This window comes from Pseudomonas sp. B1-22, from assembly GCF_050474425.1.
Taxonomy (GTDB): domain Bacteria; phylum Pseudomonadota; class Gammaproteobacteria; order Pseudomonadales; family Pseudomonadaceae; genus Pseudomonas.
Map to the genome: position 1 here is coordinate 726,555 of NZ_JBCHVH010000001.1, position 16,013 is coordinate 742,567.

The 16,013-nt window shown below is 64.5% G+C and carries 4 protein-coding genes; 2 read left to right on the forward strand and 2 right to left on the reverse strand.

Going from position 1 to position 16,013, the window contains the following annotated elements:
• Nucleotides 1-1,380 (forward strand): TolC family protein, encoded by a 1,380-nt coding sequence (locus ACQ5BL_RS03495; protein WP_243805009.1) that lies wholly within the window; start codon nt 1-3, stop codon nt 1,378-1,380.
• A 626-nt stretch (nt 1,381-2,006) separates the two neighbouring features.
• On the forward strand, nt 2,007-2,780 hold the full coding sequence (locus ACQ5BL_RS03500) for a response regulator transcription factor (protein ID WP_207886448.1): 774 nt from the start codon (nt 2,007-2,009) through the stop codon (nt 2,778-2,780).
• Between the two features lie 75 nt (nt 2,781-2,855).
• Here the strand turns inward: ACQ5BL_RS03500 and ACQ5BL_RS03505 are convergent, their stop codons facing one another.
• The gene (locus tag ACQ5BL_RS03505; RefSeq protein ID WP_243805008.1) at nt 2,856-9,191 is read right to left on the reverse strand and encodes a beta strand repeat-containing protein; all 6,336 of its coding nucleotides are present in this window, start codon (nt 9,189-9,191) and stop codon (nt 2,856-2,858) included.
• A 280-nt stretch (nt 9,192-9,471) separates the two neighbouring features.
• Nucleotides 9,472-15,810, reverse strand: a complete 6,339-nt coding sequence (locus ACQ5BL_RS03510) for a beta strand repeat-containing protein (RefSeq protein ID WP_243805007.1) — start codon at nt 15,808-15,810, stop codon at nt 9,472-9,474.
• Between the last annotated feature and the right edge of the window lie 203 nt (nt 15,811-16,013).

Sequence of the window (16,013 nt, forward strand, 5' to 3'; positions counted from 1 at the left end):
ATGGACACGTCGGCAGTTCTGTTGGCGGGGATGTTCATGCTGGCGGCGGGCGGCGCCCTTGCGCAAACGGCCGCGACAACCTCGGCCGGGGCCAGCGCGTCGACGCTTTCCAGCGACCTGATGCAGTTGTATCGCGAGGCGCGGCTGGAGGACCCGAAGGTCCTGGCCTCCTTCGCCCAGGCCAAGGCGGGGCAGGAGCATCAGCGCGAAGCCCTGGGCACGCTGTTGCCACAGGTGTCGCTGAACGCCGGGGTGAACCAGATTCGCCAGGAAAACGACATCATCCAGGACAGTTACGACGCCGAAACCTACAGCCTGGTGTTGCGTCAGTACCTCTACAACAAGGCCGCGTGGGAGAACTACAAGAAGTTCCAGAGCCTTGCCAAGCAGACCGAATCCGCGGCCCAGGACGCCCAGGCGGAGGCCACCGTGGAGCTGGCGCGGCGGTATTTCACCGCCCTGGCGGCCGAGGATGAACTGGAGCTGGTGAAGGCGGAGCGTCGAACCACGCAGGAAAGCCTGGACCGGGTCACTGCGCTCTACGAAAAGCAGTTGGCACTGGTGACCGATCAACTCGACCTCAAGGCCCGGGTGGACCTGCTCGCGGCGCAGGAACTGGAGGCCAGCAACCAGGCCACCATCAGCCGGGAGTCGCTGGCGGAGATTGTCGGCCGGCCGGTGAAGGAGCGGCTCAGCCGGGTTCGCGACGACGTGCACATGCAGGTATCGGGGCAGAGCCTGGAGAACTGGGTCCGCGAGGGGATAGCGCAGAACCCGGCACTCAAGGCCAGCGAGAGCGGTGTCGAAGCCGCGGAAGCGGCGTTGCGCAGTGGCAAGGGCGGGCACTATCCGACCGTGAGCCTGAGCCTCAGCGCACAACAGACCAACGAGGGCTACAACAACTCCCTGGCGCCTCGCACCGACAGCTACGTGGCCGGCGTCGGCGTTCAGGTGCCGATCTACAGCGGCGGGTCGACCTCGGCGCGGGTCCGTGGGCTCTACCAGGATCAGGTGGTCGCCGAGGAGCAACGGGAGGAGATTCGGCGTCGGGTGGTCAAGGAGATCACCAGCGCCTACCTGACCGCCAATTCGAATGGCGAGAAGATCGAGGCGAGCCGGGTGGCGCTGTCGTCGGCGCAGCTGTCCCGGGTGGCGGCAGAGAAAGGGCTGACCTACGGCATGGTCAACGCCGTCGATGTGCTGGCCGCGGTGCGCAACGAATTCCGCGCCCGGCGTGATCTGCTCAAGACGCAATATGAATTCCTCAGCAATGTGTTCACGCTCAATCGCTGGGCGGGGAAAGCGCCGGTTGAAAGCGTCCAGAGCGTGAATGGCTGGCTGAGTGCCGACCGCTCTGCCACCGACATCATGCGCCCCTGACCCGCCGATAGCTGCCTGTTCGACTGGCCGAGCAATCCTCCGGTCGTGACTCAAGGCGGGCGCCGCCGGGGTACCCGGGCGATTCGCATCGCTGGCCGTGCGCCGCCCGAATGGGGCTTCGACGATAATTTGACGTAATTATCATTTTTCCGTTTTTTGTGCGCCTTTTGTCGGCAAATTGACGCTTTGGTCCGCGCAAGAATGGGGCCGTCAGTTGCCTGGCACTGATTTAACTCATTGATTAAGTACAGCTATTTACGATTTCTGGGGGATATCCGGCGGACTTGTCACCGTTGCCTTGGCTCTGCGATGGACGCAAAGGCTGACCTAGACTCTGTTGACCAGTCGAGGAGAACGAGATCCTGGGCTTGCGGTAGCTATTCCCCATCTGTGTCATCTCGACGGCCCCCCGGTTCCTGGATGCGTCCGCAACTGCTACTGATGCAGCGAATGGACGGCTACCCAGAGCCAGTCCCCCCTTGTTGTCCACACCCGAGCGAGCCCCGCCAAGGCTTGTCGGTTCTCGCATCCGTCTGCCAAGCGCGGTGGACGGGTGGACGAATCGCTGATTCCGAAAAGTCCGTGGGTGTAGGCCATGGTTCATCCTTCAGGAGGTCAGAAAGAAAATGCCTGACCGTACAAAGACCATACGTGTGATGCTGATTGACTGCCGTCCCCTGGTTCTCATGGGGCTTCACGACCTCATCGACGGCAGACGGCCGCAGATGGAAGTGGGTGGCCAGGCCAGTACCTATGCCTACGCGCTGGATCTCGCCGACCAGTTGAGTCCCGATGTGATCTTCTTCAGTTTCTTTCCGGATGCGCTGAGCCCGCTGGAGGTTGTAGCGGAGCTCGCTCGTAGCGCCGCAATGAAAGTGCTGGTGCTCAAGGGGCTGTATGAATCGGTCCCGGTTGCCCAGGCGATACAGGCGGGCGCACGTGGCGTGGTGCTGGCGGAAGACCCGACGGAGTCGATCGTGCAGGCCATCATCAATGTCCATCATCGCGACATCGGGCTGGACAGGGCCTGGGCTGGCGGGCTGTCCAGCTATGCCGCGAACGGGCATATGCACCTGAAATGCAATCCGGAACAGCCGAGGCAGGCGCGCCTGACGGTGCGCGAGAAGGAGCTGATCCGCGCCATCGTGGAAGACCCGTCCGCCAAATACATGAGCATCGCCGAGCACCTGGGCATCAGCGAACACACCGTGCATAACCACCTCAGCAGCATTTATCAGAAGCTGCATCTGATCAATCGCATGGACTTGCTGATGTATGCGCTCAAGCACGGGCTCACCGACAGCGAGTTGCCGCCCGAGTCATCCTGGGTGGAGCTGGATCGTGGTTCATCACGGCCGGATGCCCAGCCTCTTCAAGGCGCCCAGGGCGTCTCTCGTTGAATCTCGCTCCTGCGAGCGGCAAAGAAAAAGCGAGGGTGGTTTCCACACCACCCTCGCTTTTTTATGCGCGAACGGTCAGGCGCTGCCGTGCACGATGTCGGTATTCAGCAGGTCGACCCCGACCACGGTGATGGTGGTGGTTTGTCCGCCCGTCTCATGAACCGCGACGATGCTGTTGGCGCCGGTATTGTCGATCGTGAAGGTGGACGCCAGGTCGCCATTGAGCACGATTGCGTCCCGGTGGCCCACGGTCACATCGAAGCCGGTGACCTGGTAGGTGTTTTCCGGGCGTACCAGGTCGACGTTGAAGGCGTCGCGCGCCCCGGCAGTGCCCGCCAGCGTGTACTGGAAGGTCGCACCGGCCCCATCGTTGGCAAACAGGTTGGCAGCGAACGAGCTGCTCGCCGGGTCCCCGTCCTTGTCCGTGACCGTGGCGTTGAACGTCAGCTTGACGTCGCTGGCCAGGCTTTCGACCTGCTTGATGAACTCGATCGTCGGCACCTTGATCGTGCCCTTGCCCATGATGAGCTGGACGGCATCGATCAGCTTGCTGCCGACCGTCTGCACGGTGAAGGACTTCTGTCCCCCCGCTTCCGCGTGCAGATCGGCGGCTTGCACCTTGATGGGGGCGCCGGACGTCGTGCCGTCGTTGTAGTAGGCCGTGTAATACAGCTCTTCCGTGGTGGGGTCGTAGCCCTGCACCGAGTTGTCGATATAGACCTTCATGGCTGTCAGCAAGGTCTTGGGATTGACGACAAAGCTCTCGTCACCGGCATTGATGCCCGCCGTGTTGTTGCCCTCCAGGTTGTTGTTGGCGATACCGATGCCGGAGGTGCTGACGTTCATGGCTGCCGAGCCGATGTACGACGGCAGGGGGTTGGTTTGCAGTTGCGCTTCGGTGGGATCGGTCGCCCCGAGTCCGATACCGGTCAGGATACTGTTGGCCCCTGTCTGCGGAGCCAGCGGGTTGGCGCCGAAGAAGACGACCTGTTCGGTGCCGATCGTCAGCGTGCGCACCGGGTCCGGCCCACCGGCATCCAGCGAGCCGTTGGCACTGCTGAGCACCAGCGTCGAGATGAAGCCCTGTACCAGGTCCAGTGTGTAATGGCCATCGGCAAAGGCGGTCAGCGTGTAGTCGACGCTGGTGTTCGCGGTGGCGGCGTTATTGTCGAAGTCACCGGTCAGCTTCCCTGCAAAGTGGAACGCGCCATTGGCGTCAGGCGACGGCGACTGCTCGGTGAGCGTGCCGGTCCCGGTGGTGGTCGAGTTATCCGGCCTGACCAGGGTGAACCCGGTCAACGCAATATCCAGACCGGCCGCGCCCAGCCCGTCGGCGCCATATGCCTTGTCCCAGTACCCGGTCTGCGGAAGGATGCTGCCGGTGCCGATCAGGTTGCCGAAGGCGAGAGTCGGCGTGTCGTCATCGACGGTGATGACCAGTTTCTCGGCCGCGGCGGTAACCGTGTCGCCATCCTTGTCAGTGGCTTGCAGCAGGGTGCCGAGGTTGATGTTGATGTCGTTCTCGTTGTTGCCGCTCGGGTGATCCAGCGGCTTGAGCAGGGTGAAGGTGTAGGCACCCGCTGCGGTCAGGCTCAGCGTGAACACATTGATCGCGCCGGCCTTGGCGGTGAGGGTGCTGCCCGAGACGCTGTAGGTCAGCGCCGTGCCACCGGAGCTCAGCGCCTGCAGGGCACTGGTGTCGCTGGACAGGCCATAGGTCAGCGGCACGTCGGCACCGGACTGGAAGATCCCGGTCACGCTGCCGCTGGCCACGGTAGCCTGGCCGGCCACGTCGCCGATGCCGCCGGGGATGCCACCGGGCAGGCCGTCTTCGTCGACGATGCCGGTCACCGGGGTGCCGGTCGCGGTCGGGGTGTCGTCATCGACGGTGATGACCAGTTTCTCGGCTGCGGCGGTGACCTTGTCACCGTCCTTGTCGGTGGCTTGCAGCAGGGTGCCGAGGTTGATGTTGATGTCGTTCTCGTTGTTGCCGGCCGGGTGATCCAGCGGCTTGAGCAGGGTGAAGGTGTAGGCGCCTGCCGTGGTGAGGCTGAAGGTGAACACCGTGGCACCGCCCACCCCAGCCGTGGCGGTGAGGGTGTTGCCTACGACGCCGTAGACCAGCGCCGTGCCGCCCGAGCTCAAGGCCTGCAGAGCACTGGTATCGCTGGCCATGGAGTAGGTCAGCGGCACATCGGCGCCGGAGTGGAAGATGCCGGTCACGCTGCCGCTGGCGACTGTGGCCACGCCAGGGACGTCGCCGATGCCGCCGGCAATGCCGTTGGGCAGGCCGTCTTCATCGACGGTGCCGGTCGCAGCAGTTCCTGTGGCGTCCGGCGTGTCGTCATCGACGGTGATGACCAGTTTTCCACCTGCGGCCGTTACCGTGTCACCGTCCTTGTCGGTGGCTTGCAGCAGCGAGCCGAGGTTGATGTTGATGTCGTTCTCATTGTTGCCGGCGGGGTGATCCAGTGGCTTGAGCAGGGTGAAGGTATAGGCGCCTGCCGAGCTGAGGCTGAAGGTGAAGACGCTGGCGCCGCCCACACCGGCGGTGGCGGTGAGGGTGTTGCCCACGACGCTATAGACCAGAGCGGTACCGCCTGAACTCAGTGCCTGCAGGCCGCTGGTATCGCTGGACATGCTGTAGGTCAGCGGCACATCGGCGCCAGAGTGGAAGATGCCGGCCACGCTGCCGCTGGCGACTGTGGCCTCGCCGGGAACATCGCCAACTCCGCCGGCGATGCCGTTGGGCAAGCCGTCTTCGTCAACGGTGCCGGTCGCAGCGGCTCCCGTGGCGTTCGGCGTGTCGTCGTCGACGGTGATGGCCAGTTTCTCCGCTGCGGCCGTCACCGTGTCGCCGTCCTTGTCGGTGGCCTGCAGAAGTGTGCCCAGGTTGAGGGTGAGGTCGTTTTCATTGTTGCCGGCCGGATGATCCAGTGGGCCGAGCAGGGTGAAGGTATAGGCGCCCGCCGAGGTCAGGCTGAAGGTAAACACGGTGGCACCGCCGACCCCTGCGGTGGCGGTGAGGGTGTTGCCCGCGACGCCGTAGACCAGCGCCGTGCCGCCGGAACTCAATGCCTGCAGTCCGCTGGTATCGCTGGACAGGCTGTAGGTCAGCGGCACGTCGGCGCCGGAGTGGAAGATACCGGTCACGCTGCCGCTGGCGACGGTAGCCTCGCCGGGAACATCGCCAACTCCGCCGGCGATGCCATTGGGCAAGCCGTCTTCGTCGACGGTGCCGGTCGCAGCGGCTCCCGTGGCGTTCGGCGTGTCGTCGTCGACGGTGATGGCCAGTTTCTCGGCTGCGGCCGTCACCGTGTCGCCGTCCTTGTCGGTGGCCTGCAGCAGCGTGCCGAGATTGATGATGATGTCGTTTTCATTGTTGCCGGCCGGATGATCCAGCGGGCCGAGCAGGGTGAAGGTATAGGCGCCTGCCGAGGTCAGGCTGAAGGTAAATACGGTGGCACCGCCCACCCCTGCGGTGGCGGTGAGGGTATTGCCCACGACGCCGTAGACCAGCGCCGTGCCGCCGGAGCTCAATGCCGGCAAGCCGCTGGTATCACTGGCCATGGAGTAGGTCAGCGGCACGTCGGCGCCCGAGTGGAAGATGCCAGCCACGCTGCCGCTGGCGACGGTAGCCTCGCCGGGAACGTCGCCAACACCTCCGGCGATACCATTGGGCAAGCCGTCTTCATCGACCGTTCCGGTCGCGGGTGTACCCGTTGCCGTCGGGGTATCGTCATCGACGGTGATGACCAGCTTCTCGGCTGCGGCCGTCACCGTGTCGCCGTCCTTGTCGGTGGCCTGCAGTAGCGTGCCCAGGTTGAGGGTGAGGTCGTTCTCGTCATTGCCAGCTGGGTGATCCAGTGGGCCGAGCAGGGTGAAGGTATAGGCGCCCGCCGAGGTCAGGCTGAAGGTGAACACGGTGGCGCCGCCGACCCCCGCCGTGGCGGTGAGGGTGTTGCCCACGACGCCGTAGACCAGCGCCGTGCCGCCGGAGCTCAATGCCGGCAAGCCGCTGGTATCACTGGCCATGGAGTAGGTCAGCGGCACGTCGGCGCCGGAGTGGAAGATACCGGTCACGCTGCCGCTGGCGACGGTGGCCTCGCCGGGAACGTCGCCAACACCGCCGGCGATACCATTGGGCAAGCCGTCTTCGTCGACGGTGCCGGTCGCAGCGGCCCCCGTGGCGTTCGGCGTGTCGTCATCGACGGTGATGGCCAGTTTCTCGGCTGCGGCCGTCACCGTGTCACCGTCCTTGTCGGTGGCTTGCAGCAGGGTGCCCAGGTTGAGCGTGAGGTCGTTTTCATTGTTGCCGGCCGGATGATCCAGCGGGCCGAGCAGGGTGAAGGTATAGGCGCCTGCCGAGGTCAGGCTGAAGGTGAACACGGTGGCGCCGCCCACCCCTGCGGTGGCGGTGAGGGTGTTGCCCACGACGCTGTAGACCAGCGCGGTACCGCCGGAGCTCATCGCCTGCAGGCCGCTGGTATCGCTGGACATGCTGTAGGTCAGCGGAGCATCGGCCCCAGACTGGAAGATGCCGGTCACGCTGCCGCTGGCGACGGTAGCCTCGCCGGGAACGTCGCCGACGCCACCGGGAATACCACTGGGCAAGCCGTCTTCGTCGACAGTGCCGATTGTCGGGGTGCCGGCTGCTGTCGGGCCATCGTCCTCGAAGCTCATCTTCGAGCCGATTTCGCCGGTCGCCGTGGCGACCTGGAGCAGCCGGAAGCCGCCGACGTCGAAGTCGGCGTGGTCATTGCCCGAGGCGTCGACGGGGGCCCCGTTCTGCACCAGCACGCGGTTGTGATCCAGCAGCGTGGTGTATTCGATCGAGTAGCCGGCCAGGACGCCGGTGACTGTTGCAACCCCGCCGTTGAAGCTGATGGCAATGCTCGGATCATTCACCGAACCATCCGAGTTCTCGATGACCTGCCCGGTGCTGATGTTGATGACACGCACATTGCTGATGGCGATCGCGGTGTCGTTGCCATAGCCGTTGATGAAATTCACGCCCGATTCCACCGCGGTGCTGAACGCGCTGATGGTGACCACCGCACTCTTGCCGCCCTGCAACTGCACGATGTCGAAGGCGGCCTTCTTCGTATTGAGCATGTCGGTGAAGTCGATGTTGGCCTCAACGTCCGCTTCGTTCTGGTCCAGGTTGGGGACGGTCACGTCCTGCCGGGCACCGGTGACGAACGAAAACCGTATGCCTTCCTGTTCCACGATCATCTGGTTGTTGGTGCCGAAGGTGGTGGGGCCGCCGCCCTGGCTGGTATTGATGGTGTCACCGGTATTGATGTTGGCGCCGGACGACTGGTCCGCCGGATCCTCGCCGGTGGCGATGATGGTCGGTGTCGATATGCGCACGACGTTACTGGCGTCGGTATAGGTGGCCGGGTTGGCCGCGGTGAACATCAGGAACAGGTTCTGTCCGGAGGGCGCGTTCTCCAGGCTGAAGGTCAGGTCCTGGCTGGTGCCGATGAAGACCTTGTTCAGCAGGTTGACGGCATCGTCGGGATTAGAGGCGTCCGGATGCTTGAGCGGCTGGTATTCCACGGTCCAGATCTTGCCGCCGGTGGGTGGCGATCCGGTTTCCTCGATGTAGGCCGCCAGCACGATCGCGCCGCTTGCGCTACCGGCCCGCCCGATGAGGATGTTGTTATTGTCCGTATCCGTATAGAGAAGGATGTGCGTGCCATCGAGTGTCTGCAGCCCGCTGTCCAGGCCATTGAGGGCCGCGCCAGTGCTGTCGGTGAAGCGGACATCGGTAATGCTGCCGCCGGGCAGAGGGTTGAGGGTGAAGGCATCGCTGCCGGTGTCGCCGACGGCACCGGTATAACCACTCAGGGCGGCGCCCATGGCGGTGGCTGCTCCCAGTGCGGTCAGCCGGTCGGAGAAGACCGTGGGCAGGGCGGCCAGCAGGATGTCGTTGTCGTCCGCATCGCTCGGAGGAGCTGGCGTGGCTGTGGCGTTCTGCAGCCCGTCGGTTTCGTCCTCGGTAACGGTCACGCCGGTGGCCACAACCACCGGGGAGTCGGTGAAGGAGGCTGTCGCCACGGCCCCGTCAGCGGCGGCCGCGGTGAGCAGGAAGGTCGCGCCGGCCGAGTCGTCGGGGTTCACGTACCACGAGGTGGTGACGCTGCCGTTGGCCTGGCCGTCGAGATCGTCGGGGCCGCCGTCGGTCACGTACCAGGGATCGTGGCCCGCGCCGGAGGTGATGACGATCACGTCGTCGGGCGTACCCCAGATGCCATCCGCACCCGCGCCTGAGGCATGTTGCACCTGGAACCTCAGCGTGCTGCCGGCAGCGAAGCCGCTGGCCGTGATGGTGGCGGTGCTACCGGGTGGGTAGTCCTGCTGGTCGGTGGTGACGGTGGGCGACGCGTGTTTCGTGCGGGTGGTCATGGCGCTCTCCTGGGCAGTAGTACCAACAGGCAGGCCAAGACGGTGGCCCTTCACTGCCACATACCACCACTATGGCGAAGTGCCGGAGATTGGGCAGAGGCCGATACTCCCAGGCGGGATGGGAGATTCGGCCTATCTGGAGGGCGAGCGAAGGCGTCGCTCCAAAGGCCGCGCGGCGCGGGAGCGTTCATTGCGGATGGGGCGTGCGGACTTTGTCCTGCTGCGGAAAAGGCGAGGGTGGTTTTCCATACCACCCTCGTTCTTTCAGGCTCGCGATGAATCAGGCTGCGCCATGCACGATGTCAGTATTGAGCAGATCGACGCCGACCACGGTGATGGTCGTGACCTGCCCGCCGCTTTCGTTGACCGTCACGACGCTGTCGTTGGTGCTGTTGTTGATCGAGAACGTGGAGGCCGGGTCGCCATTGAGCACGATGGCGTCGTGGTGGCCGGCGGTCACATCGAAGCCGGTGACCTGGTACTTGTTCTCGGGCCGCGACAGATCGACGTTGAAGGCATCGTGCGCACCGGTCACGCCAACCAGCTGGTAGTCGAAGGTCGAGCCGGCGGCCTTGTTGGCGAACAGGTTGGCGGTAAATGCACTGGTCGCCGAGTCACCATCCTTGTCGGTCACCGTGGCGTTGAACGACAGCTGGACGTCGCTGGCCAGGTTTTCAGTCTGCTTGATGAACTCGATTACCGGGATCTTGACCGTGCCCTTGCCCATCGTGAGCTGGACCGCGTCAATCAGATGCGTGCCGTCCCAGTTGACGGTGAAGGACTTCTGCCCCCCTGCTTCCGCGTGCAGGTCGGAGGCCAGCACTTTGGTGGGCGCGCCCGAGGTCGTGCCATTGTCGTAGTAGATCGTGAAGTACAGCTCTTCCGAGGCGGGGTCGTAGCCGCCCACCGAGTTATCGATATAGACCTTCATGCCCGTCAACAAGGTCTTGGGATTGATGACGAAGCTCTCATCACCGGTATTGATCCCCGCCGTGGTATTGCCATCCAGGTTGTTGTTGTTGACGCCGATGCCCGAGGTGCTGACGTTCAAGGCACCCGTACCGATATACGACGGCAGAGGATTGGTCTGCAGTTGCGCTTCGGTGGGATCAGGCGCCCCGATCCCTACGCCGCTCAGAATGGAGGTCGGGTCCGGATTCGGATTCGGGGGGGTACCGATCTGCGGAGCTGTCGGAACTGCGTTGAAGAAGACGATCTGCTCGGTACCGATCGTCAGGGTACGTACCGGGTCCGGGCCACCGGCATCCAGCGAGCCGTTGGCACTGCTGAGGACGATGGTCGAGCTGAAGCCCTGTACCAGGTCCAGCGTGTAGCTGCCGTCGGCGAAGGCGGTCAGGGTGTAGTCGACGCTGGTATTGGCCGTTGCGGCGTTGTTGTCGAAGTCACCGGTCAGGGTCCCGGCGAAGTGGAACGCGCCATTGGCATCCGGTGAAGGCGACTGCTCGGTGAGCGTGCCGGTTCCGGTGGTGGTCGTGTTGTCCGGTCTGACCAGGGTGAACTGGCCATTCACCAGCGTGATGTCCAGGCCGGTTGCGCCCAGTCCGTCCGCACCGTACGCCTTGTCCCAGTACCCGGTCTGCGGAAGGATGCTGCCGGTGCCAATCAGGTTGCCGAAGGCCAGGGTCGGGGTGTCGTCATCGACCGTGATGACCAGTTTCTCGGCCGAGGCGGTCACGGTGTCGCCATCCTTGTCGGTGGCTTGCAGTAGCGTGCCGAGGTTGAGGGTGAGGTCGTTCTCGTTGTTGCCGCTCGCATGATCCAGCGGGCCGAGCAGGGTGAAGGTGTAGGCTCCCGCCGCGGTGAGGCTCAGCGTGAACACGTTGGCGCCGCCTGCACCGGCCTTGGCGGTGAGGGTGTTATTGAGGACGCTGTAGACCAGCGCCGTACCACCGGAGCTCAGTGCCTGCAAGGCGCTGGTGTCGCTGGACAGACCATAGGTCAACGGCACGTCGGCGCCGGACTGGAAGATGCCCGTCACGCTGCCGCTGGCGACGATGGCCTCGCCCGCCACGTCGCCGACACCGCCGGCAATGCCACCCGGCAGGCCGTCTTCGTCCACGGTGCCGGTGACCGGAGTACCGGTGGCCGTCGGGGTGTCGTCATCGACGGTGATGACCAGTTTCTCGGCTGCGGCGGTCACCGTGTCGCCGTCCTTGTCAGTCGCCTGCAGCAAGGTGCCGAGATTGATGTTGATGTCGTTCTCGTTGTTGCCGGCCGGGTGATCCAGCGGTTTGAGCAGGGTGAAGGTGTAGTCCCCGGCCGAGGTCAGGCTGAAGGTGAACACGGACGCGCCACCCACGCCGGCGGTGGCGGTGAGGGTGTTGCCGACGACGCTGTAGACCAGGGCCGTACCGCCGGAATTCAGGGCCTGCAAGCCACTGGTGTCACTGGACATCGAATAGCTCAGCGGTACATCGGCGCCGGAGTGGAAGATGCCGGTCACGCTGCCGCTGGCGACCGTGGCCGTGCCGGCGACGTCGCCGACCCCTCCGGCGATGCCGTTGGCCAGACCATCCTCGTCGACGGTGCCGGTCGCAGCGGTGCCGGTCGCGTTGGGGGTGTCGTCATCGACGGTGATGACCAGTTTCTCGGCCGCAGCCGTCACCGTGTCGCCGTCCTTGTCGGTGGCTTGCAGCAGGGTGCCGAGGTTGATGTTGATGTCGTTCTCGTCATTGCCGGCCGGGTGATCCAGCGGCCCCAGCAGGGTGAAGGTGTAGGCACCGGCCGAGGTCAGGCTGAAGGTGAACACGGTCGCGCCACCCACGCCCGCCGTGGCGGTGAGGGTGTTGCCGACGACGCTGTAGACCAGGGCCGTGCCGCCGGAATTCAGAGCCTGCAAGCCGCTGGTGTCACTGGACATCGAATAGCTCAACGGCACGTCGGCGCCGGAGTGGAAGATGCCGGTCACGCTGCCGGTGGCCACGGTGTTTTCGCCGGCCACGTCGCCGACGCCACCGGCAATGCCATTGGTCAGGCCGTCTTCGTCGACCGTGCCGGTCGCAGCGGTGCCGGTCGCATTGGGTGTGTCGTCATCGACGGTGATGACCAGTTTCTCGGCCGCAGCCGTCACCGTGTCGCCGTCCTTGTCGGTGGCTTGCAGCAAGGTGCCGAGGTTGATGTTGATGTCGTTTTCGTCATTGCCGGCCGGGTGATCCAGCGGCCCCAGCAGGGTGAAGGTGTAGGCACCGGCAGAGGTCAGGCTGAAGGTGAACACGGTCGCGCCGCCCACGCCCGCCGTAGCGGTGAGGGTGTTGTTCAGGACGCTGTAGACCAGCGTCGTGCCGCCGGAGCTCAGTGCCTGCAAGGCGCTGGTGTCGCTGGACAAACCATAGGTCAACGGCACGTCGGCACCGGAGTGGAAGATGCCGGTCACGCTGCCGGTGGCGACGGTGTTTTCGCCGGCCACGTCGCCGACGCCACCGGCGATGCCATTGGCCAGGCCGTCTTCGTCAACCGTTCCGGTCGCAGCAGTACCGGTCGCGTTGGGTGTGTCGTCATCGACGGTGATGACCAGTTTCTCGGCCGCAGCCGTCACCGTGTCGCCGTCCTTGTCGGTGGCCTGCAGCAGGCTGCCGAGGTTGATGTTGATGTCGTTCTCGTCATTGCCGGCCGGGTGGTCCAGCGGTTTGAGCAGGGTGAAGGTGTAGGCACCGGCCGAGGTCAAGCTGAAGGTGAACACGGTCGCGCCACCCACGCCGGCGGTGGCGGTGAGGGTGTTGCCGACGACGCTGTAGACGAGGGCCGTACCGCCGGAATTCAGGGCCTGCAAGCCGCTGGTGTCACTGGACATCGAATAGCTCAACGGCACGTCGGCGCCGGAGTGGAAGATGCCGGTCACGCTGCCGGTGGCCACGGTGTTCTCGCCGGCCACGTCGCCGACGCCACCGGCAATGCCATTGGTCAGGCCGTCTTCGTCGACGGTGCCGGTCGCGGCGGTCCCGGTCGCGTCGGGCGTGTCGTCATCGACGGTGATCACCAGTTTCTCGGCCGAAGCCGTCACCGTGTCACCGTCCTTGTCGGTGGCTTGCAGCAAGGTGCCGAGATTGATGTTGATATCGTTCTCGTTGTTGCCGGCCGGGTGATCCAGCGGCTTGAGCAGGGTGAAGGTGTAATCCCCGGCCGAAGTCAGGCTGAAGGTGAACACGGTGGCGCCGCCCACGCCGGCGGTGGCGGTGAGGGTGTTGCCGACGACGCTGTAGACCAGGGTCGTGCCGCCGGAACTCAGGGTTTGCAAGCCACTGGTGTCACTGGACATCGAATAGCTCAGCGGCACGTCGGCGCCGGAGTGGAAGATGCCGGTCACGCTGCCGGTGGCGACGGTGTTTTCGCCGGCCACGTCGCCGACCCCGCCGGGTATGCCATTGGCCAGGCCGTCCTCGTCGACGGTGCCGGTCGCAGCGGTACCCGTCGCGTTGGGTGTGTCGTCATCGATGGTGATGACCAGTTTCTCCGCGGCAGCCGTTACCGTATCGCCGTCCTTGTCGGAGGCCTTGAGCAGCGAGCCGAGGTTGAGGGTGATGTCGTTTTCATTGTTGCCGGCCGGGTGATCCAGCGGCCCCAGCAGGGTGAAGGTATAAGCACCTGCCGAGGTCAGGCTGAAGGTGAACACGGTGGCGCCGCCCACGCCGGCCGTGGCAGTGAGGGTGTTGCCGACGACGCTGTAGACCAGCGCCGTGCCGCCGGAGCTCAAGGCCGGCAGGCCGCTGGTGTCGCTGGACATGGAGTAGGTCAGCGGCGCATCGGCGCCGGACTGGAAGATGCCGGTCACGCTGCCGGTGGCGACGGTGTTTTCGCCGGCCACGTCGCCGACGCCACCGGGTATGCCATTGGTCAGGCCGTCTTCGTCGACGGTGCCGGTCACCGGGGTGCCGGCGGCTGATGGCCCGTCATCCTCGAAGATCATCTTGGAGCCGATTTCGGCGGTTGCCACAGAGACCTGGAGCAGCTTGAAACCACCGATATCGAAATCAGCGTGGTTGTTGCCCTTGGCGTCGACGGCCGCGCCGTTCTCGACGAGCACGCGGTTGTGATCCTGGCTCGTGGTGTATTCGATCCTGTAGCCAGCCAACACGCCGGTGACGGTGGCAACCCCGCCATTAATGCTTATGACCAGGCTTGGATCAGTAACCGTGGCGCCGGTACTGATGTTGACGACTTTTACACTGGTGATGGTGACGGCCGTGTCTCCGGTATAGCCGTTGATGAAGTTCACGCCCGTTTCTGCAGCGGTGCTGAACGCGCTGATCTTCACGACTGCACTCTTGCCGCTCTGCAGCTGCACGACATCGAAACTGGCCGACCTCGCACCGAACATGGCGGTAAAGTCGATATTGGATTCCAGATCCGCTTCGTTCTGGTCCAGGTTGGGGATGGTCAGGTCCTGCCGGGCACCGGTGACGAACGTAAAGCGGATGCCCTCCTGTTCCACGATCATCTGGTTGTTGGTGCCAAAGGTGGTCGGGCCACCCGCCTGGCTGGTATTGATCGTGTCGCCCGTCGTGATATTGGCGCCGCTCGACTGGTCCGCGGGGTCCTTACCGGTGGCGATGATGGTCGGGCTCGATATCCGCACGACATTACTGGCATCGGTGAAGGTCGACGGATTCTCCGTGGTGAACATCAGGAACAGGTTCTGCCCGGAGGGGGCGTTGGCCAGGCTGAAGGTCAGGTCCTGGCTGACGCCGATGAAGACCTTGTTCAGCAGGTTGAGGGCATCGTCGGGATTAGTGGCATCCGGATGCTTGAACGGTTGGTATTCCACCATCCAGATCTTGCCACCCGCGGGCTGCTGCGGTGTGGGGGGCAGTTGTTCGATATAGGCCGCGAATACGATTGCGCCGCTTGCGCTCCCGGCCCGGCCCACGAGGATGTTGTTGTCGGTCGTATCCGTGTAGAGAAGGATGTGGGTGCCGTCGAGGGTCTGCAGTCCGCTGTCCAGGCCGTTGAGCGCCGCGCCAGCGCTATCGGTGAAGCTGACATCCTGAACAGTTCCTCCGGGGGCCGCGTTGATGGTGAACGCATTGCTGCCGGTATTGCCTGCCGCGCCCGTATAGCCACTCAGGGCAGCACCCGTGGCTGTGCCGGCGCCCAGGGTGGTCAGCCGGCCAGAGAAGGCCGTGGGCAGGGAGGTCAGCAGAATGTCATTGTCGTCAGCGTCTCCCGCCGGGCTTGGCGTGGCCGTGGCGTTCTGCAACCCGGCGGTTTCGTCCTCGGTAACGGTCACACCGGTCGCCACGACGAGCGGACTGTCGGTGAAGGAGGCCGTCGCCATGACGTCTCCGGATGCCGCGGTGAGCAGGAATGTCGCGCCTTCGGAGTCATCGGGGTTCACGTACCACGAGGTGGTGATGCTGCCGTTGACCTCGCCGTCGAGGTCGCCGGGGCCGCCGTCGGTCACGGACCACGGATCGTGACCCGCGCCAGTGGTGATTTCGATCACGTCGTCGGGCGTGCCCCAGATGCCATCCGGGCCGGCGTCCGTGACGTGCTGCACCTGGAACGTCACGGTGCTGCCGGCTGCAAAGCCGGTGGCCGTGATGGTGGCGGTGCTACCGGGTGCATAGTCTTGCTGATCGGTGCTGACAGATGCGTCGCTCATGGGCGATGCATTTTTCTTATGGGTACTCATGGTGTTCTCCCGCGCAGTTTCCATCGTTGGGGCGGGCCGTCGGCCCTGTACGGCTAGATGCCATCACTATGGGGAAGCGCAGGGGGGATACGCATCGGCGGATACTCCCAGGCGGGATAGGAGTTTCGGACTAGGCGGGGCAGGAGGACGCGTAGGGACGAGGCTGGTTATTT

Coding starts and splice junctions, on each gene's coding strand:
- ACQ5BL_RS03495 (WP_243805009.1), top strand. CDS start 1: ATGGACACGTCGGCAGTTCTGTTGGCGGGGATGTTCATGCTGGCGGCG.
- ACQ5BL_RS03500 (WP_207886448.1), top strand. CDS start 2,007: ATGCCTGACCGTACAAAGACCATACGTGTGATGCTGATTGACTGCCGT.
- ACQ5BL_RS03505 (WP_243805008.1), bottom strand. CDS start 9,191: ATGACCACCCGCACGAAACACGCGTCGCCCACCGTCACCACCGACCAG.
- ACQ5BL_RS03510 (WP_243805007.1), bottom strand. CDS start 15,810: ATGAGCGACGCATCTGTCAGCACCGATCAGCAAGACTATGCACCCGGT.